22 protein-coding genes and 1 tRNA gene are annotated in these 26,684 nt (G+C 68.3%); 11 read left to right on the forward strand and 12 right to left on the reverse strand.

Annotation, left to right across the window (positions count from 1 at the left end; genetic code table 11):
- The first annotated feature begins 10 nt into the window (after positions 1-10).
- Positions 11-682, forward strand: a complete 672-nt coding sequence (locus tag G3M57_RS14615; RefSeq protein ID WP_163231343.1) for an HAD-IB family hydrolase — start codon at positions 11-13, stop codon at positions 680-682.
- Between the two features lie 569 nt (positions 683-1,251).
- On the opposite strand, the gene G3M57_RS14620 is transcribed toward G3M57_RS14615, so the two are convergent.
- The 4 genes from G3M57_RS14620 to G3M57_RS14635 all read right to left on the reverse strand — a co-directional run bounded on the left by G3M57_RS14620 (position 1,252) and on the right by G3M57_RS14635 (position 5,909).
- On the reverse strand, positions 1,252-3,279 hold the full coding sequence (locus G3M57_RS14620; RefSeq protein ID WP_208789605.1) for a DUF3857 domain-containing protein: 2,028 nt from the start codon (positions 3,277-3,279) through the stop codon (positions 1,252-1,254).
- 177 nt (positions 3,280-3,456) lie between these two features.
- Complete coding sequence (locus tag G3M57_RS14625; RefSeq protein WP_056749999.1) at positions 3,457-4,083, reverse strand: ATP-dependent Clp protease proteolytic subunit; 627 nt, start codon at positions 4,081-4,083, stop codon at positions 3,457-3,459.
- A 178-nt stretch (positions 4,084-4,261) separates the two neighbouring features.
- Positions 4,262-5,620, reverse strand: a complete 1,359-nt coding sequence (tig, locus tag G3M57_RS14630; protein ID WP_269141724.1) for a trigger factor — start codon at positions 5,618-5,620, stop codon at positions 4,262-4,264.
- A gap of 204 nt (positions 5,621-5,824) precedes the next feature.
- Positions 5,825-5,909, reverse strand: a tRNA-Leu gene (locus G3M57_RS14635).
- Positions 5,910-6,219: 310 nt separating this feature from the next.
- Here G3M57_RS14635 and G3M57_RS14640 point away from each other — a divergent pair.
- Positions 6,220-6,396 (forward strand): hypothetical protein, encoded by a 177-nt coding sequence (locus G3M57_RS14640; RefSeq protein WP_156402048.1) that lies wholly within the window; start codon positions 6,220-6,222, stop codon positions 6,394-6,396.
- Here the strand turns inward: G3M57_RS14640 and G3M57_RS14645 are convergent.
- Together G3M57_RS14645 and G3M57_RS14650 are read right to left on the reverse strand one after the other, a co-directional pair.
- A complete protein-coding gene (locus G3M57_RS14645) occupies positions 6,393-7,847 on the reverse strand; it encodes an NAD(P)H-hydrate dehydratase (protein ID WP_188916196.1) in 1,455 nt (484 codons plus the stop codon). The genes G3M57_RS14640 and G3M57_RS14645 overlap by 4 nt on opposite strands.
- Positions 7,848-7,861: 14 nt before the next feature.
- A complete protein-coding gene (locus G3M57_RS14650; RefSeq protein WP_163231345.1) occupies positions 7,862-8,431 on the reverse strand; it encodes a histidine phosphatase family protein in 570 nt (189 codons plus the stop codon).
- A gap of 505 nt (positions 8,432-8,936) precedes the next feature.
- Between G3M57_RS14650 and G3M57_RS14660 the strand changes: the two genes are divergently transcribed.
- The 3 genes from G3M57_RS14660 (at position 8,937) to G3M57_RS14670 (ending at position 11,475) form a co-directional block, all read left to right on the forward strand.
- Complete coding sequence (locus G3M57_RS14660; RefSeq protein ID WP_028037660.1) at positions 8,937-9,275, forward strand: P-II family nitrogen regulator; 339 nt, start codon at positions 8,937-8,939, stop codon at positions 9,273-9,275.
- Between the two features lie 40 nt (positions 9,276-9,315).
- A complete protein-coding gene (glnA, locus tag G3M57_RS14665; RefSeq protein ID WP_056749990.1) occupies positions 9,316-10,725 on the forward strand; it encodes a type I glutamate--ammonia ligase in 1,410 nt (469 codons plus the stop codon).
- Between the two features lie 165 nt (positions 10,726-10,890).
- Positions 10,891-11,475 (forward strand): hypothetical protein, encoded by a 585-nt coding sequence (locus G3M57_RS14670; protein ID WP_163231349.1) that lies wholly within the window; start codon positions 10,891-10,893, stop codon positions 11,473-11,475.
- 2 nt (positions 11,476-11,477) lie between these two features.
- Here the strand turns inward: G3M57_RS14670 and G3M57_RS14675 are convergent, their stop codons facing one another.
- Together G3M57_RS14675 and G3M57_RS14680 are read right to left on the reverse strand one after the other, a co-directional pair.
- The gene (locus tag G3M57_RS14675) at positions 11,478-11,882 is read right to left on the reverse strand and encodes a putative quinol monooxygenase (protein ID WP_163231351.1); all 405 of its coding nucleotides are present in this window, start codon (positions 11,880-11,882) and stop codon (positions 11,478-11,480) included.
- The gene (locus tag G3M57_RS14680; protein WP_163231353.1) at positions 11,879-12,769 is read right to left on the reverse strand and encodes a LysR family transcriptional regulator; all 891 of its coding nucleotides are present in this window, start codon (positions 12,767-12,769) and stop codon (positions 11,879-11,881) included. The genes G3M57_RS14675 and G3M57_RS14680 overlap by 4 nt, the downstream gene beginning before the upstream one ends.
- Before the next feature lie 94 nt (positions 12,770-12,863).
- On the opposite strand from G3M57_RS14680, the gene G3M57_RS14685 reads away from it, so the two are divergent.
- On the forward strand, positions 12,864-13,598 hold the full coding sequence (locus G3M57_RS14685; protein ID WP_163231355.1) for a hypothetical protein: 735 nt from the start codon (positions 12,864-12,866) through the stop codon (positions 13,596-13,598).
- Here the strand turns inward: G3M57_RS14685 and G3M57_RS14690 are convergent.
- Positions 13,595-13,951 carry a Kazal-type serine protease inhibitor family protein gene (locus G3M57_RS14690; RefSeq protein ID WP_163231357.1) on the reverse strand — a complete coding sequence of 119 codons (357 nt, stop codon included), beginning with the start codon at positions 13,949-13,951 and terminating at the stop codon, positions 13,595-13,597. The two genes, G3M57_RS14685 and G3M57_RS14690, sit on opposite strands and share 4 nt — an antisense overlap.
- 173 nt (positions 13,952-14,124) lie before the next feature.
- Between G3M57_RS14690 and parE the strand changes: the two genes are divergently transcribed.
- The 4 genes from parE to G3M57_RS14710 all read left to right on the forward strand — a co-directional run bounded on the left by parE (position 14,125) and on the right by G3M57_RS14710 (position 20,976).
- Positions 14,125-16,227 (forward strand): DNA topoisomerase IV subunit B, encoded by a 2,103-nt coding sequence (parE, locus tag G3M57_RS14695; protein WP_163231359.1) that lies wholly within the window; start codon positions 14,125-14,127, stop codon positions 16,225-16,227.
- Positions 16,228-16,550: 323 nt separating this feature from the next.
- Entirely contained in the window at positions 16,551-16,877 is a 327-nt protein-coding gene (locus G3M57_RS14700; RefSeq protein WP_056749977.1) for a UrcA family protein, read from the forward strand.
- 189 nt (positions 16,878-17,066) lie between these two features.
- On the forward strand, positions 17,067-18,311 hold the full coding sequence (locus G3M57_RS14705; RefSeq protein ID WP_163231361.1) for a calcium-binding protein: 1,245 nt from the start codon (positions 17,067-17,069) through the stop codon (positions 18,309-18,311).
- 391 nt (positions 18,312-18,702) lie between these two features.
- Positions 18,703-20,976, forward strand: a complete 2,274-nt coding sequence (locus G3M57_RS14710; RefSeq protein WP_163231363.1) for a DEAD/DEAH box helicase — start codon at positions 18,703-18,705, stop codon at positions 20,974-20,976.
- Between the two features lie 149 nt (positions 20,977-21,125).
- Here G3M57_RS14710 and G3M57_RS14715 read toward each other — a convergent pair whose 3' ends face one another.
- From G3M57_RS14715 to G3M57_RS14725, 3 genes are all read right to left on the reverse strand, one after another.
- Positions 21,126-22,304 (reverse strand): BaiN/RdsA family NAD(P)/FAD-dependent oxidoreductase, encoded by a 1,179-nt coding sequence (locus tag G3M57_RS14715; RefSeq protein ID WP_163231365.1) that lies wholly within the window; start codon positions 22,302-22,304, stop codon positions 21,126-21,128.
- 181 nt (positions 22,305-22,485) lie between these two features.
- Positions 22,486-24,315: a methyl-accepting chemotaxis protein gene (locus tag G3M57_RS14720; protein ID WP_163231367.1), complete on the reverse strand. Its 1,830-nt coding sequence runs from the start codon at positions 24,313-24,315 to the stop codon at positions 22,486-22,488.
- Positions 24,316-24,399: 84 nt separating this feature from the next.
- Positions 24,400-25,218 (reverse strand): alpha/beta hydrolase, encoded by an 819-nt coding sequence (locus G3M57_RS14725; RefSeq protein ID WP_056749966.1) that lies wholly within the window; start codon positions 25,216-25,218, stop codon positions 24,400-24,402.
- 121 nt (positions 25,219-25,339) lie between these two features.
- On the opposite strand from G3M57_RS14725, the gene G3M57_RS14730 reads away from it, so the two are divergent.
- Positions 25,340-26,668 carry an Hsp70 family protein gene (locus tag G3M57_RS14730; RefSeq protein ID WP_163231369.1) on the forward strand — a complete coding sequence of 443 codons (1,329 nt, stop codon included), beginning with the start codon at positions 25,340-25,342 and terminating at the stop codon, positions 26,666-26,668.
- Positions 26,669-26,684 lie beyond the last annotated feature (16 nt).

Raw genomic sequence — 26,684 nt, forward strand, 5'->3', positions numbered from 1 at the left:
GCGGAGACGAATGGCGAAACGTTCATTGATGGCCAAGGGCTTGTCGGCCTCCACGGGGATGACCGGGGACCTGCACGAGGGGCCGCCCCTGGTCGCCTTCGACTTCGACGGCACCCTGACGGTTCGCGACAGCTTCACCGCCTTCCTGAAGTGGCGGGTCAGCCCCGCCCGCCATCTGATGGGCATGGTGCGCCTTTTCCCCGCCGCCGTCGGATATCTGTTCGATCGCAACCGCGGCAAGATCAAGGCCGCCGCCATTCGCGAGTTCCTGCGCGGCCTGCCCCTGGAGGAGTTGGAGCGCGAGGCCCGCGCCTTCGCCGAATCCGAAGCCCCCAGGCTGTTCCGCCCCGACGCCCTCGCGGTCTGGCGCCGCTGGCGGGCCAAGGGCGCCAGGCTGGTGATCGTCACCGCCTCGCCCGACGTGGTTGTCGCGCCGTTCGCTCGCGGCCTGGGCGCCGACCTGCTGATCGGCTCGCGCCTGGCCCTGGATCCCGACAACAAGGTGCTGGGGCCCCTGCTCGGCCCCAACTGCCGGGGCGCGGAAAAGGTCGTGCGGCTGCGCGAGGTGTTCGGCGACGATCTGTCGCTGGCCGCCGCCTATGGCGACACCTCCGGCGACCGCGAGATGCTGGCGATCGCCCACGAGAGGGGCTATCGCATTTTCAGGGGCAAGCCGGGCTGATCTTCGCATGGGCCTCTCCTTGGCGCGGACGGGGACAGGCGCATGCGCCTGTCCCCAACGGTGGACGCGGTTTCAGGCGGCGGGCCGCTGAAGTTGGGGAGGGACGCGGAGCGCCGGGCCAGGCCCGGAAGCTTTTGTAGACAATACCGTTTCGACCAGGACCGACGCTCCGCGCGGTCGTTTTCCGGGAGCGTCCGGCGATCGGCCCTGTTCGGACCTCGCCGGTCTTGGCCCCCGACGGGAGGGCGAGGCCCGCGAAGCCCCGTCCCTTGCGGCGGGCGTCACCGCCCGCCTTGACCCTCGCCAGCCCTTGCACCCCACGCCGTTTTTGTGTTCCAGGCCCGGCCGGCTCCAGAGGGATGCAGGTCGCGGTCCGCCTCGGGAGCAAACCGCCGCCGACGAGCGCTGCCCGCTCGACCGCACCCCAAGGCCGCGAAGGTCGCAGGCCTTAGCGCCCTCCCCATCGCCTTGTGGTGCAGTGATTATGCGCCGGCGTGGGAAAGGGAGGATAAGCGCGTTTGGGGCGTTGTTTTTGTTGCAGAACCACGCCGGGAGCGATGGGAACAAGCTCAGTTCTTCGGAGCAGACACGCAGGGCACGTCGTTGGCCGTCCAGTCGAAGTCATAGGTTGCGGGGACGGTCTCTCCATTTCCCACGGCGCTCTTGCGCGTCGAAGGGCGATAGAAGATCCAGCCCATGCTGTTGTCGAACGCCGCGATCCGTCCGTTGTCGCGCTGGGCGGTAGCCGAATCGATCTCTGGCTGCTCCACCCGTGACCCGCGGATCATGCGAATTGCACCATCGCGCAGCTCCCAAGCCCGATGATAGTTGCGACCGAAGATGCGCGTATCGTAACTCTTCTCGGAAGACCATTGGTTGGGCTGGGTCGAGGTCGGCAGTCGCACCGTGGTGACGTGGCAGGTGTATTCCGGCTTGGTGTAGTAGGGCGCGTCCTTGTGATCCGCCCTCGCCCGCCGTTCAGGCGGGTTGAACCCGCCTCCAGGAAGCGCCAGGGACTTTTCACCGGGCCCGTCGTCGTCCCAATCCATGGTCCCCGTACCGCTGATCGTCAGGATGCTCGCGCCCGCCTTCTGATCATAGCGCCACTTGACGTCATCGATCGTCTGCCAGACACCGCCGGTCGCGTTCTGGCGGAAGAACTCGAGCAACTGGCCTTCGCTGACCGAAGAAAATTGCACCTGCTGTTCCAGGGCCGGGAGACCGCGGACAATTTCGGTGGACACGATCCGCGACGGCTTGTCGAAACCCGCGCGCGCATCGATCTCGAACAGGCTGATCTGCTCGGGCGTCGCGGCCGGGCGCCATTCCAGTCGCTCGAGGTCAGCGCCCTGCGCGGTCAGGGGCAGGACCCATTTGACCGGAAGGACGGGCTGTGGGCTGGGCGAAGCGACCGGCGGCAGTGTGCCGTCCAGCCAGTAGACCTTGCCGTCGATATGGGCGCGCACGAGCACATGATCGAACAACTGCGGAATGGGCAGGCGCTGATCGAAGCCGTCGTCGACGCCGCTGGAATTGACGAGCACGGCCTCAGCGTCGATGCCCAGCTCACGCAACAGGGCCAGCAGGAGTACGGTCTTGCCCTTGCAATCCCCATAGCGGCGCTTCCAGGTTTCGTCCGCGGAGACGGGGACCAGATTGCCGCCATTGAGGCCCACATAGATGTACCGCACGTTCTGCTGGACCAATTTCAGCGCGGCGCCGGCGCGATCCAGGGGGCTCGCCTGCGCGGCGCGGAGGCGAGCGGCCTCGCGCTTGAGCGAAGAGTCCGGAGCAAGGACGGACGCCGTCGCGTACAGCGGCGCGAAATGCCGCGAAAGCGCCGACCAGTCGTGAAAATCGCTGTATTCGACCACGCGCTGCCACTGGTAGCGGATCGGCGCATCGGTCGGTGCGGACTGGAGCGGCGGATTGTCGAAGCGGAATTCGACGGCCCGCTCGGAGTTCTGCATAGCCGCCGTCATGTCGGCCGTCATCTTCAAGTCGGGCTTGTGGCCCTCGTCCCAGCTCAACCCTAGGCGATAGCGGCCTGGCGACGGACTGGGGCCGAGCAGGAGCAAGCCGGACTGATTGCTCCCGAGGGCGGGATTGCGCTGGAACGTCGTCAGTTCGACCTCCAGTTCGTCGCCGACGCGAAGGTCGGGAACGCGAAGAACCGCCGTCAGCATCCCGTCCAGCTTGGCCGCCTCCAGTTGATCCTCGCGGCGCAGGATTTCGAAGGTGGCGTCCTTCAGAACGTCGATGACTTGCTCGTCGCGAAAGACCTTGATGCCATGGACGATCGGAGCGCCCGCCGCCGGGTCCCAGGCGATCGAGATATTGCCAAGCTGCAGCGCGCTAGGCTGGAGAATCCTGATGCGATAGCCGAGGTACTGCGCCTGGCCCTTGTCGCTCAGATGGATTTCCGCATCCTGGCGACGGAAGAACACCGCCCCGGTGGCGGTCTCCGGCACGGGCATCGGCGAGGATGCGACCGCCCAGGCCGGGGCGGGACCACGCCGGATCTCCTGTGATTGCGCAAAGGCCGAGGTCGCGACGAGCACGCACGCCGAAACCAGCAACGAAACTTTCAAAGCCATAAGCGCCCCCTGTCCGACAGATGCGGCAGAAAGGCCAAGCTTTCAAGGGTCGCCTTCCGCGATAGCAGCGGCCCGAAAGGTTTGAGGCCGCCCCAGCCTCGGCGGCGAGGTCCGACCATGAAAAAGCCGCCGACCTTGCAGCCGGCGGCTTTCCCTTTTCGCAAAAGGCTCGAAGCCTTAGGCCTTGTCTTCCGAGGCGTCGCGGCTTTCGTTGATGTGGTCGATCAGACCCCAGGCCTTGGCTTCCTCGGCGCTCATGAAGTGGTCGCGGTCGAGGGTTTTTTCGACTTCCTCATAGGTGCGGCCGGTGTGCTTGACGTAGATCTCGTTCAGGCGGCGCTTGGTCTTGATGATGTCCTCGGCGTGGCGCTCGATGTCCGAGGCCTGGCCGCGGAAGCCGCCCGACGGCTGGTGGACCATGATGCGGGCGTTCGGCAGGGCGATGCGCTGGCCGGCGGCGCCGGCGGTCAGCAGCAGGCTGCCCATCGAGGCGGCCATGCCCATGCACACCGTCGAAACCGGGCTCTTGATGTATTGCATGGTGTCGTAGATCGCCAGGCCGGCCGTCACCACGCCGCCCGGCGAGTTGATGTACATGGCGATTTCCTTCTTGGGGTTCTCGGACTCCAGGAAGAGCAGCTGGGCGCAGATCAGGCTGGCCATTCCGTCTTCGACGGGACCGGTCAGGAAGATGATCCGCTCTTTCAACAGACGGGAGAAGATGTCGAACGCCCGCTCGCCGCGGCTGGTCTGTTCGACCACCATCGGCACGAGGTTCATCGCCGTCGCCATCGGATCATACATAGGGATCGCCCTTTTCATTGTGTCTGGGCGGCGCGAACGCGAATCAGCCCCCGCGCGCCGTCGCCAACGCATATCGCGTGGCGCTTAACAGGTTGCAAGGAGCCGCCCCCCCGCATCACGCACGAAAAAGGGCGCGACCCTCGCGGATCGCGCCCCGTTTTTCGTCGATGGACGGAGCTTAGCCGCCGTAGCCTTCCGGCAGGTCGTCTTCTTCCAGGAGCTCTTCCTTGGAGACTTCCTTTTCCTCGATCTTGGCCTTGCCGAAGATCAGGTCGACGACCTTGTCCTCGTAGATCGGGGCGCGCAGGGCGGCCTGCAGGTCGGCGCGCTGGCGGTACATGTCGAACACCTGCTGGGCTTGCGCGCCGTATTGGCGGGCTTCGCGCATCATGGCGTCGGCCAGTTCCTGCTCGGTGACGGCCACGTCGTTCTTGCGGCCGATCTCGGCGAGCACCAGGCCCAGGCGCACGCGGCGCTCGGCGATCTTCTTGTACTCGTCCTTCAGCTGGTCCTCGGTCTTGCCCTCGTCCTCGGGCGGCAGGCCGCCCTGGGTCTTGTCGGCCTGGACCTGTTGCCAGATGCCGGCGAACTCGGCGTCGACCATGCGCGGCGGCAGGGCGAAGTCATGCTTGGTGTCCAGCACGTCCAGCAGGGCGCGCTTCAGCTTGAAGCGCGACGAATTGCTGTAGCGGCCTTCCAGGTTCGACTTCAGCAGGTCCTTCAGGGCGGCCAGGTCGGCCAGGCCCAGGCGCTTGGCCAGTTCGTCATCGGGTTCGGCGTCGACCGGGGCGCGCACTTCCTTGACGGTGGTGGCGAATTCGGCGGCCTTGCCGGCCAGGTTGGCGGCTTGGTAGTCGGCCGGGAAGTCGACCTTCACGGTGACTTCGTCGCCCGGCTTGGCGCCGACCAGCTGGTCTTCGAAGCCGGGGATGAACTGGCCCGAGCCCAGGGTCAGCTCGGCGTCGGTGGCCGTGCCGCCGTCGAAGGCCACGCCGTCGATGGTGCCGACGAAGTCGATCAGCAGCTGGTCGCCGTCCTTGGCCTTCAGGGACTTGCCCTTGCGCGGCTCATAGGTGCGGGCCTGCTTGGCCAGGTCGGCCAGGGCCTCGTCGACCTCGGCGTCCGAGACCTTGTAGACCGGCTTGGTCAGCTCGATCGACGCGGGGTCGATCGGCTCGAAGTCCGGCATCACTTCCACGGCCAGTTCGAAGGCCAGGTCCTCGCCGCCGGCCAGGACCTTGTCCATGTCGGACGAGGGCTTCAGGTCCGGCTGGCCCGCGGGGCGCAGCTTGTTGTCGTCCAGGACCTTCTGGGCGCCTTCGTTCAGCGTCGCCTCGATGACTTCGCCCATCAGGGCCTTGCCGTAGAGGCGGCGGACGTGGGCGGTCGGCACCTTGCCAGGGCGGAAACCCTTGACGTTCATCTGGGGCGCGACCTCGGCGATCCGGGCTTCGAGACGCGTGGCGAGTTCACTCGCGGGCACCGTCACGCCATAAACGCGGCTGAGGCCTTCGCCCGACTTTTCAACGATCTGCATCGACATTCTTAGCTTCTCGGCTCTTGGGCGCCCGCGCCCGTCGTCCGCCCCAGGGGTCAAAACATCAAAGCCGCCCACGTCACCGGGGCGGCGAAAGAGCGCCCTTATGTCACGCGTTTGGCGACCATCCAAGGGCATTGGCGTCCTCGCGAGACGAAAGTCCCGCCAGGCGGCGCGCTTCGTCGGACCAGGGGCCCGGCGAAGTGGTGCGGATGAGAGGACTCGAACCTCCACGCCTCTCGGCGCCAGAACCTAAATCTGGTGCGTCTACCAGTTTCGCCACATCCGCACGATGCGCCGGAGCGGGTTAGACATGCCCGGGCGGCTTGGCAAGTCGCCAGGCGATTTGCGCCGGAGTCCGGCCTGTCGCGGACATGCTCGAAAGTTCGAATATTTCTCGCCACGCCCGGAACAACTTCCCGGCCCGCCGGTTATGATGATGTCCGCGGCTGTTCAGAACGCCCTGGATCTACACCGGCCCGGGCCATGCCCCCCCGACTGACGCCCGGGCCGGTGTTTCACCTTCCAAGACATTTTGGCGCGGAACGATTTTGGCCCTGGCCGGGTTTGCGTCTGACTTCGTCCAGCGAGCGCGCGCCATGGAAACCATCGAGGTTGTCGAAAGCGACAAGGGCTGGACCGTGAGGCACGGCGCCAGGGTCCTTTTCATCGACACAGTGAAGGAACGAACCCTCCAAACGGCGCAGGCGATCAGCGATTCCCTGTTCGACGAGGGCGTGCGCCGCCAGGTCGTCCTGATCCGCCAGGACAGCTAGCGCTCTCGCGCCTCCCACAGCTTTCGCAGCACCGACGGCGCCAGGCCCGGCAGGTCCTCGGCGATCAGGCCCGGGCCATGAACCGCGCCGGCCTCGGCGTGGATCCAGGCGGCGGCGCAGGCGGCTTCGAAGCTCTCCATGCCTTGGGCGATCAGGCCGGCGATGAAGCCGGCCAGCACGTCGCCCGCCCCCGCCGTCGCCAGCCAGGGCGCGCCGTTCAGCCCCACCGCCGCCCGGCCATCAGGCGCGGCGACGACGGTGTCGGAGCCCTTCAGCAGCACCACAGCCCCGGCCCGCCGCGCGGCCTCACGCGCCGCCGTGATCCGTTCGGGCGACGCGGCCAGCAGGCCGGGGAAGATTCGCTCGAACTCGCCCGGATGCGGTGTCAGCACGTCGTCGCGGTCCAGCGCCGAAAACAGCGCCGCCGGATCGTCGGCGAAGCTGGTCAGGGCGTCGGCGTCGACCACCAGGGCCGCGCCGTTGCGGGCCAGGGCGAAGACGTGGCGCATGGTCGCCTCGCCCACGCCCGCCGCCGGCCCGATCACCACCGCGTCGGCCTTTTCGGCCCGGGTCTGCAGGTCGAACTCGCTTTCGAACGGCGCCAGCATCACCGCCTCCAGGTGGGAGGCGTTGACGGCCAGGGCGCCTGGCGGAGACAGCACGGTCACCACCCCCGCGCCGATCCGCAAGGCCCCGCGCGCCGCCAGCCGCGCCGCCCCGGTGTTCCAGGCCTCGCCGCTGACGGCCATCATCCGCCCACGAGCGTGCTTGTGGGCGTCGGCCGCCGGCCAGGGGAAGCGCTCGGCCCAAAGGCCAGGATCGTTCTCGAACAGGCGCCTTTGCCCCGTCTCCTCCAGGCCGATGTCGGCCACCACGACCTCGCCGCAGGCGGCTCGCCCCGCCGCCAGCACGTGGGCGGGCTTGCGGCGATGGAAGGTGACGGTGAGTTGCGCCTTCAGGCTGCGCTCGCCGAGCGGACGGCCGGTGTCGCCGACCAGGCCGCTGGGCACGTCGACGGCGACGATCCGCGCGGCGCCGGGCATGATCCGCGCCAGGCGGTCGGCCTCGCCGTCCAGCGGACGCGACAGGCCCGCGCCGAACAGGCAGTCGACATAGAGCGCCGCCGACCCGGGCTCCGAGACCAGCGGCCCGGTCTCGCCTTTCCAGCGCCCGGCGGCCCACTGCCCCGCCGGGCTGGACGGCGGGGCCAGCGCCTCGACCCGCACCGGCCAGCCGCGCCGGCGCAGATGCCGGGCGATCACATAGCCGTCGCCGCCGTTGTCGCCGGGGCCGCACCAGACCACCGTCGGGCAGCGGGCGTAGCGCTCGCGGATGACCTCGGCCGCCGCCCGGCCGGCCCGCTCCATCAGCACGATCGTCGGAGTCCCGGCTTCGGCGGCGGCCCGGTCCGCGGCGGTCATCTCGGCGACGGTCATGATCTGGCGCGGCACGGCGGTTCCTCTTCCTACAGGACCTGGGTGGAGGCCTCCCCGCCCTTGTCGACCAGGATCAACGCGCCGTCGACCACATCGAACGTCGTCACCGACACGTGGTCGGGCCGGAAGGCCGCCACCGCCTCTTCGCCGGTCGCCGCCGACACCGCCGCGTTCAGCGCCACGAAGTGGCTGAACACCGCCGCGCCGGGGTGCGAGGCCACGCCTTGCGCCACTTCGCGGGTCCAGGCCGCATAGTCGAGATCGCCCCGGATATCGCTCCACCGGCCCTGGAAGGCCTGGCGTAGCCAGCCGGGACGGTCCTGGGCGTTCAGAGCGGCCGGCGTCGGGATCTCGCCGACCCTCGAATCGATCTCCACCGTCACGCCCAGGGCGTCGGCCAGCGGCTGGGCGGTCTCGCGGCAGCGCCGCAGCGGCGAGCTGATCACCCGCGACGGTCGCTCCGGCTCCGGCAGGGCCAGCAGGGTCCGCGCCACCGCCCTGGCCTGCTCCGCCCCGACGGCGTCCAGGCCTGGATCGGGATCGGCCTCGCCCCAGGTCGAGGCGGGACGGCCATGGCGGATCATGTGAACGCGGCTCATCGGCTTCCTCGCCCCTCGAAATATCTTCCCGACCCGGCGCGAGAGACCGGTTCTTCCTGCGACGCTTCCCACGGGCCGCGGGCGCCGCCGACCGCTGGAGCGTGCGAACGCGCAAGAACCGCCCCCGCCTCGCTCGCGCCGATCGCCTCGGCCTTCGCCACAAAACTCAGCAGTTTTCGGATCGCCGACACATTTTCAGCCATTCCCGCGGGGCGATCCCGGGCCTCTCCGGCCACGAACCCCGCGCCTTTCGCCCGGTTCTTCGCCTTCGGATCCAACCTTTCGACGATCCTAGGCCGCCAATCACCACCCGCAAGGCGGTTTGGCCGCCCAAACGCGCACTGATCATTCCTCAGGCTTTGCCTGCACAAATATTGATCAATGAGCGGAACTCGACAGGACTCGCACGATAAAGCGCGTCAGCCCGCTTGTGAGCCCAAGGGCCGGCGTGCTCCGTGCCGCTCAGTCAGCGGCGCCCGCGCCGTTTGGGCGTGAAAGAAGTCTGATGAAAAAGATCGAAGCCGTCATCAAGCCCTTCAAGCTGGATGAGGTCAAAGAGGCGCTTCAGGAGATGGGCGTGCAGGGCATGACCGTGCTGGAAGCCAAGGGGTATGGGCGCCAGAAGGGCCATACCGAGCTCTATCGCGGCGCCGAGTACGTCGTCGACTTCCTCCCCAAGATCAAAGTCGAAGTCGTGGTCGAAGACAGCCAGTTGGAGCCCGCGCTCGAAGCCATCACCAACGCCGCCCGCACGGGCCGCATCGGCGACGGCAAGATTTTCGTGTCCGAAATCACGGAAGTCGTCCGCATCCGCACCGGAGAAACCGGCCCGTCCGCCGTCTAAGGCCCGGCCGAAAACCGCTTAACGCTCAAAGGGGATAACTATGAGCACCGCCAAGCAGATCCTGGACCTGATCAAGGAAAAGGACGTCAAGTACGTCGACGTCCGCTTCACGGACGTTCGCGGCAAGCTGCAGCACGTGACCTTCGACATCGACCTGGTCGACGACGACTTCCTCAACGACGGCACCATGTTCGACGGCTCGTCGATCGCCGGCTGGAAGGCCATCAACGAGTCGGACATGAAGCTGCGTCCGGACCTGTCGAGCGCCATCATCGACCCGTTCTACCAGCAGACCACCCTGGCGCTGTTCTGCGACGTGGTGAACCCCGACACGGGCACCCCCTACAACCGCGACCCGCGCTCGATCGCCAAGAACGCCCTGGCCTACGTCAAGTCGTCGGGCATCGGCGACACCGTGTTCTTCGGCCCGGAAGCCGAGTTCTTCATCTTCGACGACGTGCGCTGGAACACCTCGTCGAACAACACCGGCTACTCGTTCGACTCCGTCGAACTGCCGGGCAACTCGGCCAAGGAATATCCGGAAGGCAACATGGGCCACCGCCCGGGTCCCAAGGGCGGCTACTTCCCGGTCAACCCGATCGACTCGGCCCAGGACCTGCGCGGCGAAATGCTGGCCGTCATGGGCGAGCTAGGCATGAAGCCGGAAAAGCACCACCACGAAGTGGCGCCGGCCCAGCATGAACTCGGCCTGAAGTTCGACACCATGGTCGTGATGGCCGACCGCATGCAGCTCTACAAGTACGTGATCCACAACGTGGCCCACGCCTACGGCAAGTCGGCCACCTTCATGGCCAAGCCGATGTTCGGCGACAACGGCTCGGGCATGCACGTGCACCAGTCGATCTGGCAGGACGGCAAGCCGCTGTTCGCCGGCGACAAGTACGCCGGCCTGTCGGACATGTGCCTGTGGTACATCGGCGGCATCATCAAGCACGCCAAGGCGATCAACGCGTTCTCGAACTCGACGACGAACTCGTACAAGCGCCTGGTGCCGGGCTACGAAGCCCCGGTGAAGCTGGCCTACAGCTCGCGCAACCGCTCGGCCTCGATCCGCATCCCGCACGTCGACTCGCCGAAGGCCAAGCGCATCGAGGCGCGCTTCCCCGACCCGATGGGCAACCCGTACCTGACCTTCGTCGCCCTGCTGATGGCGGGTCTCGACGGCATCAACAACAAGATCGATCCGGGCGCGGCCGCCGACAAGAACCTGTACGACCTGCCGCCCCGCGAGCAGAAGAAGATCCCGGAAGTCTGCGGCAGCTTGCGCGAAGCCCTGGAAAACCTGGACAAGGACCGCGCCTTCCTGAAGGCCGGCGGCGTCATGGACGACGACTTCATCGACAGCTACATCGAGCTGAAGATGGAAGAGGTCATGCGCCTGACGCTGCACCCGCACCCGGTCGAATTCGACATGTACTACAAGTGCTAAGCTTCACGGCTTAGGACCAGGGACGAGGCCCGCGGAGCGATCCGCGGGCCTTTTTCACGCCCGTCGCCTGGGTGCTCGCGATAAGAGTGTTGTCAACATTTCTACCGGAGGTTATCAAATCCGTCAGTTGCGTCTCGTGATCGAACTCAACCGAGGGCCTCCTGAATGACCTTTCTACTTCGCCGCGCGGCCATGGCCGTGATCGCTATAGCGTGCCTGAGCCTTGGCGCGTGCGACAAGAACCTTGTCAAAGTCTCCTATCAACAGTTGGGCAACGCCCAGAGTTGGAACCTGGAGAACAAGAGCGGCGGTGACGCCAACGGCATGTGGCACATCTACATGCTGCGCGGAGTGGTCAACGACAGCGAGAACGCCAAGCCCTTCACCTTCGACCTGTCGAAGGTCGCCCTGAAGAACGGCGCGGTCGTCACCAGCGCCGGCCCGATGCTGCACGGCGCCCCCTTCATGCTCCCGGTCAATTTCAAGGCGCCGGTCGCGCCCAAGGTGGCCTACACCGTGCCCTATGGCTCGGGGGTGATGTTCGTCATCAAGGAGGACGGCGACACCGACAAGACCGCCTATACGACGCTCACCTACAAGTCGGCGTCAGGAGAGTCGGTTCTGATGGTGCCGCTCGACAGCAAGGCGACTCCGGCCTTCGGCCAGATCGACCAGGCCTTCCTGAACGTCCTGCACAGCAAGCAGAATACTTACGAGAACACTTACCAGCCCAGCGGCGACAAGAACTAAGCCTAGCCGTTCGCGAGACCGACACCGCCGATCGGAACGGTCTCGAACCGATGGCCGAAACCGGCGATGATCGGGCGGGCCTTGGCGATGGCGGCCTGGACGGCCGGCAGCTTCAGAGAAGCGGTGTGGCTGTCCTTGTCGGTCCAGACCTCGGTGATCCACAGGGCGTCGCCGTCGGCGGCGTCCTTGGCCACGATATAACTGAGGCAGCCGGGCATGGCGCCGGTGCTCTCCGACAGGATGGCCACCAGTTCGTCCCGCTTGCCGGGCGCGGCCTTCATCTGGCCGATCAGTCCGTACATCGTGTTCTCCTCCTTGGCCCGGGCCAGCGCCGGGCTGGCGACGGCCGCCAGGGCCAGTCCGCCCGCGATCAGCGTGCGCCGTTCGATGTCCTGCGAATGCGTCATGGTTCCTCCCCCTCGCCAGTCTCGGCGAGCACGAACCGGATCGTGTCAGCATCGGGCGAGGCCAGCGCCGCGCCAAGCCCCAGCAGGTGCAGGGCGTTGAAGCACAGGGGCCGCCCGGCGGGTCGCACGATTCGCACGCGGTCGCGCCAGCCGGCCGACGAGACCAGGTCCAGCGGCGCGATGATCGCCCCGCGGCCGGCGGCGCAGCTCTCCATGGCCTCCTCGATCTCGCCCGCGTGGTCCAGCCGCCGCAGGGCGTCCGGCTGGGCGCCGAACACCGTCTCGAACCAATGGCCGAACACGAACTCGTATTCGTCATAGGTGGCGAAGGCGGTGCGCGAGAGGCCGGCGAGGTCCTGCGGGATCTCCATGCGGATCGGCGCGGCCAGCACCAGTTCCTCCCGGGCGACCGGCATGGACTGCACCGGCGCGGCGACCACCGGCCGATAGGTGACGCCCAACTCGACGGTCCCCGTGGCCACCGCCGACAGCACGGTCTCGTGCGCGCCGAACACCAGCTCGATCGGGCGATCCGCCGGCAGGCCGGCATAGAGCCGCGGCGCGAGCCGGTAGCGTCCGAAGGCCGAGACCACGGCCAGGCGCAGCGGGCGCAGGGCGGGGTCGGCGCGACTCAGCCGCTCGCGGGTGCGCTCCACCTCGTCCAGCGCCCGGCCGACGGTCTCGAACAGGGCCTGGCCCGACGCCGTCAGGCGCAGCCCCCGCCCCACCCGCTCGAACAGCGGCCGGCCGATCTCGCGCTCGAAGGCTTTGATGTCGTGGTGAATGGCCGGCGGCGACTTGCCCAGGCGCGGACTGGCGGCGGCGATGCCACCGGCCGCCGCCACGGCATGGAACACCGCCGCCCGCCGTAGATCGACATGTCGCATCGTTTCGAGATCCAGAATGAAAAGCCGCCTCCGTTCGAAATATTGCCGAACGCCGTTCGACGCTAGACCGGTCGCGCAATCGAAGGAGGCGCCGATGACCTGGAAGCACACGACGCTGGCGATCGCCCTGACCGCCGGCCTCGCGAGCGGCTCCGCTCGAGCCCAGACCGAACAGGCGGCTTTCCTGTTCACCTACGACATTGATCGCGGAAAGGAGGCCGCCTTCGAGGCCGGCTACGCGGCCCACCTGCAATGGCATGCCGCCCACGCCGACGCCCTGCCCTGGTTCGGCTGGTATGTGACCAGCGGCCCGCGCACCGGCCTGTTCGTCGACGGGACCTTCGGCGTCCCGTTCGCCGCCATGGACGCCCGCCCGGACCTGGCCGGCGACGGCGCCGACATGGCGGCCCGTGTTCTGCCCTACGCCAAGGCCCGCGCCTATTCGGCCCATGTCCTGTGGCCGGAGCTCAGCACGGTCCGCAACCTGGAGGCCCGCCAGCCCAGTTCTGTGGTCGACGTCTACACCCTGCGGGTCGCGCCCGGTGACGTCGCGGCCTTCGAGGCCGCCCTGCTGGCCTCCGCCAGGACCGGCAAGGGCGACCTGGCCTGGACCTGGTACCGCCTGGCCGGCGGCGGCGACCTCGGCGCCTACATGGTCCTGGTCCCGCGCCGGTCCTGGGCCGAGCTCGCCGGCCGGCCGACGGACCTGGCCGGGTTGATCGCGGCCGCCCACGGCGACGGTCCGGACCAGGCTCGGGCGGCCGCCCTGATCCAGAGCGTCGAGGTCGAGGCCTGGTCCTACAAGCCGGGGCTCAGCCGGATTCCCTAGGCCTTGCACTCGCCCTGGCTGGCGACGCTGGCGCCCTGGGTCGCGGCGTTGCAGGCGCTGGGATAGGTCTTGCCGTCGCAGCCGCAGACCGGGGCGTAGATCATCGTGCAGGCCTGGGGCGGCTTGCGGCAAGTTCCCGCGCCGTCGGCGACGTGGCATTGGCCGGCCGGCATCTGGCAGACCAGGCCCGAGGCGCACTGGAAGCCGGCGAATCCGCCGCACATGCCGCCCTCGGCCACCGGCGTCCGAGCGTGAGACACCGGCGGATTCGGCGCCGGCTGACCGCCGCCCGGGCTGGAGCAGCCCAGCAGCACCAGCGCGGCGAGCGCGGAAAACAGGCTGCGCGAGGTCATGGGGCGGCTCCTTGTTGATCAACAATCCTAGATTGCCACGCTCTCGCCCCTGGGAGCAAACGGCCGCCCCCGCGCATCTGCCAGTTTTCGTGGCGCGGCCACGCAGCCCCTTTTCAGGGGACGACGCAGAGCCCATACGAGGCGCTCCCGCCGAATCGACGCATGTTCACCTAATGTCCTCCAAAGACGATCCCAACTTCTCGCTGTTCGGCGACGACGCCCTCGCCCCGGTTCCCGCCTCGCCGTTCCCGGCCCGCGAGCCGCACCCCGAGCCGGCGCCGCGCCCGGCCGCGCCGCCGCCGCCGCCGGCCAAGCCGAACGCGCCGGCCGCGCCCGCGTCCTCGGGCGGCTACGACGCCAGTTCGATCGAGGTGCTCGAGGGTCTCGAGCCTGTCCGCATGCGTCCAGGCATGTACATCGGCGGCACCGACGAGCGGGCCCTGCACCACCTGTTCGCCGAGGTGCTGGACAACTCGATGGACGAGGCCGTGGCCGGCTTCGCCAAGACCATCGAGGTCAAGCTCGACGCCGACGGCTACCTGTCGGTCCGCGACGACGGACGTGGCATGCCCGTCGACGAACACCCCAAGCATCCGGGCAAGTCGGCCCTGGAAGTGATCATGACTGTCCTGCACGCGGGCGGTAAGTTCAGCGGCAAGGCCTACGAGACCTCGGGCGGCCTGCACGGGGTGGGCGCCAGCGTCGTCAACGCCCTGTCGGAACTGGTCGAGGTCACCGTCTGGCGCGACGGCTTCGAGCACCGCCAGAGCTTCGCGCGCGGCAAGCCGCTGGGCCCGGTCGAGAAGATCCAGCCCAGCAAGAAGCGCGGCACCCAGGTGCGGTTCAAGCCCGACGACCAGATCTTCGGCGAGGGCTGCGGCTTCAAGCCGGCGCGCCTGTACCGCATGGCCCGCTCCAAGGCCTATCTGTTCCGCGGCGTGCAGATCAAATGGTTCTGCGATCCCTCGCGGATCCACGACCAGACCCCGCCCGAGGCCACGTTCCACTTCCCCAACGGCCTGGCCGACTTCCTGGCCGAGCGCACCAAGGGGCTGGAACTGGTCACGCCGGACAGCTTCTCCGGCCGCATCGAGCGCCAGGGTGAGGCGGGCGCGGTCGAGTGGGCCATCGCCTGGACGCCGCGCGGCTTCGGCGAGCACGACGGCTTCATGCAGTCCTACTGCAACACCGTGCCCACGCCGGAGGGCGGCACCCACGAGAGCGGCCTGCGCGCCGCCCTGACCCGGGGTCTTAAGGCTTACGCCGAGCTGAAGGGCGAGAAGCGGGCGACGATCATCACCGCCGACGACGTGATCGCCCAGGCCGGCGCCTTGATCTCGGTGTTCATCAAGAACCCGGAATTCCAGGGCCAGACCAAGGAAAAGCTCTCTTCGAGCGAAGCGCAACGCTTCGTCGAGAATGCGCTTCGCGACCCGTTCGACCACTGGCTGACCGGCAGCCCCAAGGCCGCCCAGGCCCTGCTGGAGTTCGTGATCGAACGGGCCGAGGAACGCCTCAAGCGCCGCAAGGACAAGGAAGTCCAGCGCGCCTCGGCGACCCGCAAGCTGCGTCTGCCGGGCAAGCTGGCCGACTGCGCGGCCGGCGCCGTCGACGGCGCCGAGCTGTTCATCGTCGAGGGCGACTCGGCGGGCGGCTCGGCCAAGCAGGCCCGCAACCGCAAGAACCAGGCAATCCTGCCCCTGCGCGGCAAGATCCTCAACGTGGCCTCGGCCAGCGGCGAGAAGTTCACGGCCAACAAGGAGCTCAGCGACCTGATGCTGGCGCTGGGGGCCCAGGGCGGCAATCGGTACAAGGAAGAGGATCTGCGTTACGAGCGGATTATCATCATGACCGACGCCGACGTCGACGGCGCCCACATCGCCAGCCTGCTGATCACCTTCTTCTACCGGACCATGCCGGACCTGATCCGCCAGGGTCACCTGTTCCTGGCCCTGCCGCCGCTGTACCGCATCAGCCACGGCGGCAAGAGCGCCTACGCCCGGGACGACGCCCACAAGGACGAACTGCTGGCCACGACGTTCAAGGGCAAGAAGCCCGAGATCGGCCGGTTCAAGGGCCTGGGCGAGATGATGGCCTCCCAGTTGAAGGAGACCACCATGGACCCGGCGGTGCGGACCCTGGCTAAGATCACCCTGCCCCGCTCCGAGGAGGCGGTCGAGGCCCTGGTCGAGACCCTGATGGGCCGCAAGCCCGAGCTGCGCTTCCGCTTCATCCAGGAAAACGCCGAGTTCGCGGCCGACGACCTGGACCTGTAGGTCAGGGCGGCCTCCTCGCGTTTCAGGGCGGGGATGGCCGCCCGGCCGGCGCCTGAAGCCCGATCTATAAAAGAATCTGACATTTCACATTTGGGCCGCTCAAGCGTCGCTAAGCCCTCAAATGAATTCGACTTTTCGCGATCGAAAAGCTTCGTTCGCTCGATTTTTGACCGTTTTGTCGACCTTTTTCGCTTTTCGTGGACGCTCTTTGAGCAGATGCAAGATGACGAAGCGCGATTTCGAGCCGGTCCGTCCGCGGATTCGGCCCGCGATCGGGCCGAGCGGCGCCCCAAGACGCCGCCAAAGTCTAGGGAAGTCGACCCATGAAGATCCTGCTCGCCTCCACCGTCGCCGTCCTGGCCCTGGCCGCCGCGCCGTTCGCGGTCGCCGCCCCCGTCGGCGTCGAAACCATCAGCATCCCGGTGTCCAAGTCCAAGCTGGACCTCAACAATCCCCGCGACGCCCAAGTGTTGATGCGCCGCATCAATACCGCCGCCTTGCAAGCCTGCGGCGCCGACACCCACAGCTTCGCCGAACTCAAGCGCGTCGTGGCCGCCTCGTCCTGCCATCGCGACGCCGTCGCCGGCGCGGTCAGCCAGCTGAACAGCAACCAGGCCGCCCTGACCGTCACCGGCGTCCGCGGTCGTTAGGCTCTCCATTCTCTCCTGCTCGAAGGAGAGGTCGGCGAAACGCCCGGGGCGAAAGTCCCGGGCGTTTTGCGTTTCCGGGCTGGCGACGAACTCGATCGATCTTCACGTGAGACACTGCCCTTTTTTCGATCACTTATTGATCTTGATCCGTAAACGTCGCACAACCTCAGATAATATTGGGGTGAAACCATGATTATCGATGGCACTGAAGGCCCCGACCATCTGGTCGGCGGTTCTGGCGATGACCTCATCAATGGTCTCGGGGGAGCCGACACGCTGGAGGGTCTGGACGGAAACGACCAGCTCTTCGGAGGCGCCGGCGGGGATCACCTTTACGGAGGCGCCGGCGCTGATGTCCTGGACGGCGGAACGGAGTTCGATCTGGCGCGGTATGATGGCTCCTTGTCCGGCGTAAACGTCAATCTGACGACGAACACCGGCATCGGCGGCGACGCGCAAGGCGACACCTTCAACTCTATCGAAGGTCTGGTTGGGTCCAGCTTCGCGGACTTCCTGACCGGAAGCGACACCTGGGGCAATATCATCTATGGCCTGGGCGGTGACGACACTCTGTACGGCGGGGCCGATGGCAACGACCTGCTCTATGGCGGCGAGGGCAACGATCACCTGTTTGTCGGCCGGGCGATCCAGGGCGGCGTCGATGGCGGGCCGGGCTATGATCTCGCGCGCTATGATCACGTGGCGGAAGGGGTCGACATCGGCCTCTCCTCAAGCGGTTTCATATCGATCGAAGGCCTTGTGGGCTCGAACTTCAACGACCGCCTATTCGGCAATGCGGGCGACAACGTCATCTACGGCAACGGCGGCGACGACAGTCTGGTCGGCAACGGCGGCACCGACCACCTTTACGGCAACGACGGCAACGACGTGTTCTACGGCGACCTGACGAACAGCCTGATGGACGGCGGCTTCGGGCTCGACATGGTGCGCTACGAAAACTCCCATGCCGGCGTCGTCGTCGACCTCGCCTTGGGCCTCGGCTCGGGAGGCGACGCGCAGGGTGACACCTATACGTCCGTCGAAGCCGTCGCCGGTTCAAACTTCGCCGACACCCTGATAGGCGACGATGACGTTGGCGGCACTATCCTCTACGGCCAGGGCGGAGACGACGTGTTGAAAGGCGGCGGCGGCCGCGACACGCTCTACGGCGGCGCCGGCGCTGACAGCTTCTACTTCAGCAGTGGGTGGAACATCTCCCAGATCATGGATTTCACCACGGGCGCTGACCATGACCTGATCGGCATCCTGACGAACGTGAACGGCTCGGGCATCGTGGACTACGCAACCCTGCTGCCCCACATCCACGACGGCGGGGGCGGGATCAGGATCGACCTAGGCGTCGGCGCGGAGGTCGGCGTGGCCGGCCTTCGCCTGGCCGACGTGACGGCCGATCTGTTCTTTTTCTACAGCTAACGCTTCATCGGTGCTCGCCCCAGCCGCGACGGCGGGGCGAGCCATTTTGCCTGCCCTAGCTCCCGGACGCGACGTCTGAAAGGGCGGTCCGACGCGATCTATGGAAGACTCCGACATTTCGGATTTGCGCGCCTCGAGCGCCGCCCCCGCCGCGACCAATGCGCCGCGGGCGACTTATTTCGCCCGCGCCCTTGCTTTCCGAAGCGTTTTGCCTTCCTTAGTCCGCCCATCAGACCCCTTTTGTCCCGCCCTCATCGGCATCCGGACCGAAACGGTCTATTCTCTGAAGATATTGACCAAGAACACGGTCCGTTTGGGGGTCGTATTTGGTCGTGGTGCGGGCCGCGCGCGTTTGTGTGTGCGCCGTCCGCTTGAAACGAACTGGACCCGTATGCCCTTCCCCGCCTCCCACCCCGCTCTTGAGCGGGCTCTTGCCGCTCAAGGTTACCTCGAGCCCACCCCCGTCCAGGCCGCCGTGCTGGAAGCCGACGCCGAGGGCCGCGACCTGCTGGTCAGCGCCCAGACCGGCTCGGGCAAGACCGTCGCCTTCGGCCTGGCCGCCGCCCCCACCCTGCTCGGCGACGCCGACAAGTTCAGCAAGGCCGGCGCCCCGATGTGCCTGGTCATCGCCCCGACTCGCGAATTGGCCATCCAGGTCAATCGCGAGCTGACTTGGCTCTATGCCGAGGCCGGCGCCGTGGTCGTCAACTGCGTGGGCGGCATGGACGCCCGCCGCGAACAGCGCGCCCTGAACTTCGGCGCCCACATCGTGGTCGGCACGCCCGGCCGTCTGCGCGACCACATCGAGCGCGGCCACCTGGACCTGTCGGAGCTGAAGGTCGCCGTCCTCGACGAGGCCGACGAGATGCTGGACATGGGGTTCCGCGAGGACCTGGAGTTCATCCTCGACGCCGCCCCGGCCGAGCGCCGCACCCTGCTGTTCTCGGCCACCCTGGCGCGCGAGATCGTGCAACTGGCCAAAAGCTACCAGAACGACGCCCTGCGCATCGACACACTGGGCCGCAACGAGCCGCACCGCGACATCGAGTATCGCGCCGTCCGCGTCGCGCCGAACGAAACCGAGCACGCGATCGTCAACCTGCTTCGCTATTTCGAAAGCCCCGGCGCCCTGGTGTTCTGCAACACGCGCGAAAGCGTCCGCGCCCTGCACAGCAAGCTGCGCGAGCGCGGCTTCGCCGTCGTCGGCCTGTCGGGCGAGCTCTCCCAGCGTGAACGCGCCGACGCCCTGCAGGCCCTGCGCGACGGCCACGCCCGCGTCTGCGTCGCCACCGACGTCGCCGCCCGCGGCCTCGACCTGCCCGACCTGGGCCTGGTCATCCACGCCGAGCTGCCGGTCAACAAGGCCACCCTGCTGCACCGGTCGGGCCGCACCGGCCGGGCCGGCAAGAAGGGCGTCAGCGCCCTGGTCGTGCCCTACACCCGCCGCCGCAAGGCCGAGCAGCTCTTGATGGCGGCCGGCGTCGAAGGTCAATGGGGCGGCGCCCCGACGGCCGACGAGATCCGCGCCAAGGACCAGGAGCGCCTCCTGGACGACCCGATCTTCGCCGAGCCTTCGAACGAGGACGACGCCGGCCTGGTCGCGGCCATGCTGGAGAAGCGCACGCCCGAAGAGCTGGCCGCCGCCCTGATCCGCGCCCGCCGCGCCAAGCTACCGGCCCCGGAAGAAATCTACGACGACCCGCGCCACGGCGCCGATCCGGGCCCGCGGGCCCGCGGTGAGCGTTCCAATGATCGCGGCGACCGCTTCGCCGACCGCGACTTCGCGCCTCGGGGCGACTTCGGGGACCGTCCGGAACGCGAACCGCGCGCCGACATGAGCAACTCGGCCTGGTTCCGCCTCAACACCGGCCGTCGCAACAACGCCGACCCCAAGTGGCTGATCCCGCTGATCTGCCGTCTGGGCCACATCACCAAGAAGGACATCGGCTCGATCCGGATCTTCGACTACGACACCAAGTTCGAGATCTCGGCCGAGGCGGAAGTGAAGTTCGGCGCGGCCGTCCAGGCCACCGTGCGCGACGACGTGACCATCACCCCGACCACGGCCCCGGCCGCTCGCGACGCCGGCCCGCGCAAGGAGTACGCGCCGCGTCCGCCTCGCGACGACAACGACGCGCCGCGCCGCGAATACGCCCCGCGTCCGCCCCGGGACAACGACCGCGCCCCGCGCGCCAACGCCCCGGGCTCGCGCGATCACACCCCGCGCCCGTCCTCGTTCGGCGCCGACGGCGTCAGCAACGCCAAGCCGTATGCGCGCAACGAAGAGCCCAAGCGCGACTACAAGCCGCGCGACCGCGACGAGGCGCCGAAGCGCGACTTCAAGCCCCGGGCGGACGCCCCCCGTTCGGACGCTCCCAAGCGCGAGTTCAAGCCGCGGGACGAAGCCCCGCGCGCCCACGCCGAGGCCGCGCCGCGTCGCGCGCCGCGCACCGACCGCGAGAGCGTGCCCTACGATCCGGCCGCCACCTCGGAAAAGCCGTTCCGCAAGCCGCGCGCCGACGCCGGCGCTGGCCCCGCCAAGCCGTTCAAGGGTCCCAAGCCCTTCAAGGCCAAGGGTTCCTTCGGCGACAAGCCGGCGTTCGGCGGCCCCAAGCCCGCCTTCGGCAAGAAGCCGGGCGGCAAGACGCCGTTCAAGAAGAAGTAGTTGTCGATGTGGAGGGGGTGACCACTTGCCCCCTCCGCGCCTTCGGCGCTCCCTCCCCCCAGAGGGGGAAGAGCCTCGCGCCATGGGCTCCCGTCCCTCTGGGGGCGGACAGACCGCGAAGCGGTTAGGTGGGAGCAAGTCGACGGTCGCTAAACCGCCTGCCCGGCGCACCAGCCCGACGCCCAGGCCCACTGGAAATTATAGCCGCCCAGCCAGCCGGTGACGTCGACCACCTCGCCGATGAAGTACAGGCCGGGGACCGCCTTGGCCTCCAGGGTCCGCGAATCCAGGCCGTCGGTGGCAACGCCGCCCAGGGTCACTTCCGCCGTCCGATAGCCTTCCGAGCCCACCGGCTTGAACGTCCAGGCGTTGACCGTCGCGGCCACGCCGCGCAGCAGCACGTCCGAGCAGTCGGCCATGTTGCCGTAGGCGCCGGCGTCCTCGGCGATCAGCTGGGCCAGGCGCTTGGGCAGGATCTCGCCCAGCACCGTCGACAGGGCCCGCTTGGGCGTGGCCGTGCGGGCGGTGCGCAGGGCCTGGAACACGTCGACGCCCGGCGCCATGTTCACGCTGATCTCGCCGCCCTCGCGCCAGTAGGACGAGATCTGCAGGATCGCCGGGCCCGACAGGCCGCGGTGGGTGAACAGCATGGCCTCGGCGAACCTGGTCTTGCCGCTGGAGACCACCGCGTCCAGGGCCACGCCCGACAAAGGCGCCAGGCGCTCCAGGGTCTTGACCTCGAAGGTCAAGGGCACGAGCGCGGGACGGGTCTCGACGATGTTCAGGCCGAACTGCTGGGCGATCTCGTAGCCGAGGCCGGTCGCGCCCATCTTGGGAATCGACTTGCCGCCGGTGGCGACCACGACCGAGCGGCAGGCGACCGGACCGTTGGAAAAGCTGACGCGCCAGCCCTCCCCGTCCCTGGCCACGCCCTTGACCTGCGTCTCCAGGCGCAGCGTGACGCCGGCCTGGTCCATCTCGGTCAGCAGCATCTCGATGACCTGCCGGGCCGAGCCGTCGCAGAACAGCTGGCCCAGGGTCTTCTCGTGGAAGGCGATGCCGTAGCGCTGGACCAGGGCGATGAAGTCGCTCGGCCGATAGCGCCGCAGGGCCGAGACGCAGAACTTCGGATTGGCCGACAGGAAATTGGCCGGCGCCGTGTTGACGTTGGTGAAGTTGCAACGCCCGCCGCCGCTGATGCGGATCTTCTCGCCGGGGGCCTTGGCGTGGTCGACCACCAGCACCCTGCGGCCACGCTTGCCCGCCTCGATGGCGCACATCATGCCGGCCGCGCCGGCGCCCAGCACCACGACGTCGAAGTCTTCCAAGGCCCTGGCCCTCTCTCTTGAGCGGCGTATCGACAGGAGGCCGGCCGGGAAGTCAATGCGACGATATCAGACCGGTATCGGCTCGTTCAGCACGAACACCCCGATGCCGATCAGCAGCAGGACCAGCCCGCACCAGATCGACACGGCGATCCATCGCGCCCGGGCGAGGCGGCGGGCCATCCTAGCCGGCCCGGCGCATCGGCGCGACGCCCGCCGAGGCGTGGCCGCTGGTGACCTGGAAACGACCCATCATCTGCACCAGGCCTCCGATCTCGGTCTTCAGGGCGTGGCTGACGGCGGTGGCCTGCTCGATCATGGCGGCGTTCTGCTGCACGCCCTGGTCCATCTGGTTGACGGCGGCGTTGACCTCGTTGAGGCCGGTGGCCTGCTCGCCGGCCGAGGCGGCCAGCTCCTTCACCAGGGCGTCGATCTCGCCCACCTTGAACACGATGCCTTCCAGGGCCTCGCCGGTCTGGCCGACCAGCTTGACGCCCTGGCCGACCTGGCCGGCCGAGGTGGAGATCAGGGTCTTGATCTCCTTGGCCGCCTCGGCCGAACGCTGGGCCAGGGCCCGGACTTCCTGGGCCACCACCGCGAAGCCGCGTCCCGCGTCGCCGGCCCGGGCCGCCTCCACGCCGGCGTTCAGGGCCAGCAGGTTGGTCTGGAAGGCGATCTCGTCGATCACCCCGATGATCTGGCCGATCTGCTGGGACGACTGCTCGATACCGGTCATGGCCGCGACGGCGCCGCGCACCACCTCGCCGGAACGCTCGGCGTCCTCGCGGGTCGAGCCGACCACGCGGGCGGCGTCGTTGGCGCCCTGGGACGCACGGCGAACGGTGGCGGTGATCTCGTCGAGAGCGGCGGCGGTCTCTTCTAGGCTGGCGGCCTGCTGCTCGCTGCGGCGGGCGGTGTTGTCGGCGGCGGCGGTGATCTCGTCGGAGCTACGGCCGATGCCGCCAACCGCCGTCAGGATCTGGCCCATCGCCTGGTCCAGGTGGTCCATGGCCCCGTTGAAGTCGGTGCGCAGCTGGCCATAGCCCTCGGGGAACGGCTCGACGACGCGCACGGTCAGGTCGCCGCGCGACAGCCGGGCCAGGCCGGCCGCGATCCGCTCCATGACGAAGGCCTGGTCCCGGGCCGCGCCCTGGCTGGCCGCCTCGTTGCGAAGGCGCTCGGCCTCGCCGGCGGCGGTGATCCGCTGCTGCTCGGCCTGCGAGGCCCGCAGGGCCGCGGCGTTGTCCTTGAACACCTGGACGGCCCGGGCCATCAGCCCGACCTCGTCCTTGCGGGCCGCCCCGGCCACCGTGACGTCGAGGTCGCCCTGGGCCAGGGTAGTCATGGTCTTGGACAGCGCGGCCACCGGTCGCGAGATCTTGCTCGCGCCGATCCACAGCGCAAAGCCCATGCCGCCGATCGCGGCGGCCAGGCCCAGCAGCATGGTCGTCAGGGCGCCCTGGTTGGCCTTGCGGTTGGCGTGGGCGACCAGGGCGTCGGTCTCGACGTGATAGTCGTCGCCCCAGGCCTTGGCGTCCTTGGACAGACTCTCGATGGCCGGATCCAGGGCCGACAGGCGGGCGATGGCGCCGGCGTCGTCATTGGCCAGGCCCAGGTCGGCCGCCGCCCGTCCATCGGCGTAGAGGGCGTCGATGCGCTGCCGGAAGCCCTCGGCGGTCGGCGCGATGGAGGGGTCGGCCTTGACCATCTTGTCCAGGCTGTCCTTGCCCTCGCCATAGACCTTGTCGAGGTCTTTGGACGCCGAGCGCGCCGCGTCGGAGGTTCCTTCGTAGGTGACCACGCGGTGGGCGGCATGGCCCATCATGCTGAGGCGGCGGCTGAAGCGGGCCGACTGCACCTCGGCCGGAGAGCGGTTCTCGACCAGGACCCGAGTGGCGTCCTGCAAGCTCTTCTGCTGCCAGACCCCCATGCCGGTGCAGCCCAGGACGGCCGCCGCCAGGGTCACGGCCGGCAGCAGCACCTTGATCGAGATCTTCAGGTCGTCGAATCCCATCGCTTCCCCCGTCGAGCCTTCCGCAGGGAGACGCGGCTCGATTTACTTGCGGACGATGGTTCGCCGGGGCGCGTGAAAGTCGCGTTAACGGGGCGGGAACAGCCAGGGCAACCCAGACTTGGCGGACGGGTCGTAGATGGTGCTGTGGTGCTCGTTCGGCATGGGTTCGTAGCGCCAGGCCAGGCCCTTGGGCGGGGCGGCCCTGAGCGCCGCGACCACCCGGTCGAGGCCCGCCTGCATCGTCGTCCCCTCGTCGCCGATCGACAGGTAGAGGCGACGGCCCCTGAACCCGCCCTGCCCCAACAGGGTCGAAGCCTGGCGCGACAGGCTCTGGTCGTCCCACCACAGGCTGGGGCTGGCGGCCAGATAGGCGTCGAAGGCCCGGGGCTCGCGCAGGAACGTCTCGACCACGAACAGGCCGGCCAGGGATTCGCCGATCAACCCGCTGGCGCCGTTGGTGCGGTAGCGCGCCTTCACCCACGGCCGCAATTCGTCGACCAGAAAGCGGCGATAGGCCGCCGAACCGCCGGAGGTGGGCAGCAGCTCGCGATCCTTGGCGAACGTCGCCGGGTGGGTGAGGTCATGCTTGCGGTCAACACCCTCGATCCCGACCACGATCATCGGGGCTAGGGTTCCGGCCGCCACCATCTGGGACACGAAGTCGGTGATCTTGGGGAAGTCCTCCTGCACCACGCCGCCGTCGAGCAGGTAGAGCACCGGAAACCGCCGCTTGCCCTGCGCATAGCCGGGCGGCAGGGCGACATTGACCCGGCGCTGGCCGCCCAGCACGCGGCTGTCGACCATGAACGTCCCGTCGGGCGTGAGCGCGCGAGCCCCAACCGGGGCGAAGGCGGGAACGGCGGCGGCGGCGGCCGCGGCGGCCAGGAATCGTCTGCGATGCATGGCCAAGGCTCGACCATCGAAGGCGCGCCGCCAAGAGCTCTTCGTCGCAAAGCGACCACTCCGCTTGACGCCAGCGCCTGGGGCGTTAGGAACCCTGCCCTCCTCCCGCCCAGGCTCCCCCATGACGTCCGTTCCGCAAACGACGATCGGAATCGATTTCGGCACGACCAACACCGTGGTCTCGATGACCCATGGCGACGGCCCGGCCACGCTGGTCAGGTTCCCGACGACGGGCGGCGAGATCTTCGCCTTCCGCTCGGCCCTGAGCTTCCACGCGGTCATGGGGGCCAACGGCCGGCCCAACGAGCTGGTGACGGAGGCCGGTCCCTGGGCGATCGAGGCCTATGTCGAGGACCCGCTGGAGACCCGCTTCATCCAGTCGTTCAAGACCTTCGCCGCCAGCGCCGCCTTCACCGAGACCAAGATCCTCAACAAGCGCTACCTGTTCGAGGACCTGCTGGCCGACTTCCTGCTGAAGCTGAAGGCCCACGGCGGGCCCGCCATGGAGACCTTGCCGCCGCGGGTGATCGTCGGACGGCCGGTGACCTTCGCCGGCGGCAATCCCGATGAGACCCTGGCCCTGGCCCGCTACGAGGCCGGCTTCCGGCGCCTGGGCTTCACCGACGTCCGCTATGCCTACGAGCCGGTCGGGGCGGCGTTCTTCTTCGCCCGCCAGCTGCGGCAGGACGCGACGGTGCTGGTCGCCGACTTCGGCGGCGGCACCAGCGACTTCTCGATCGTGCGGTTCGAGCGGCACGCCGGCAAGCTGCGCTCCACCGCCCTGGCCCGGTCAGGCGTCGGCGTGGCCGGCGACGCCTTCGACTACCGGATCATCGACCAGCTGGTGTCGCCCGAACTGGGCAAGGGCAGCCTCTACAAGGCGTTCGACAACCGCCTGCCGATCCCCCAGCGCTACTACACCGCCTTCGCCCGCTGGGACCAGCTGGCCCTGCTGCGCGCCTCCAAGGACATGCGCGACATCCGGGCCCTGGAGCGCACCGCCGTGGAGCCCGAGAAGATCGCCCGACTGATCGAGGTGCTGGACGACAATCACGGCTACGCCCTCTACCGCGCCGTCTCGTCGCTGAAGGAGGCGTTGTCGAGCCGGGAGGAAGCCGTCTTCCGCTTCGAAGCCGGCTCGGTGCTGATCGAGAAGACCGTCCGGCGCACCGACTTCGAGGGCTGGATCGCCCCGGAGCTGAAAGCCATCGAGACGGCGGTCGACCAGGCGCTGGAGCGCTCGGGCCTGGGTCCGGACGGCGTCGACCGGGTCTTCCTGACCGGCGGCAGTTCGTTCGTGCCGGCCGTGCGCCAGATCTTCCTGCGCCGGTTCGGGACGGCGAAGATCGAGAGCGGCGGCGAGTTCGAATCCATCGCCTCGGGCCTGGCCCTGATCGGCCGCGAGCCTGACCTGGACCTGTGGAGTGAAAAGGCCAGGCTTCCCGCCTGACGGCGGCCGGCGAGGG

The sequence above is a fragment of the Caulobacter rhizosphaerae genome (genome assembly GCF_010977555.1).
GTDB classification, from domain to species: domain Bacteria; phylum Pseudomonadota; class Alphaproteobacteria; order Caulobacterales; family Caulobacteraceae; genus Caulobacter; species Caulobacter rhizosphaerae.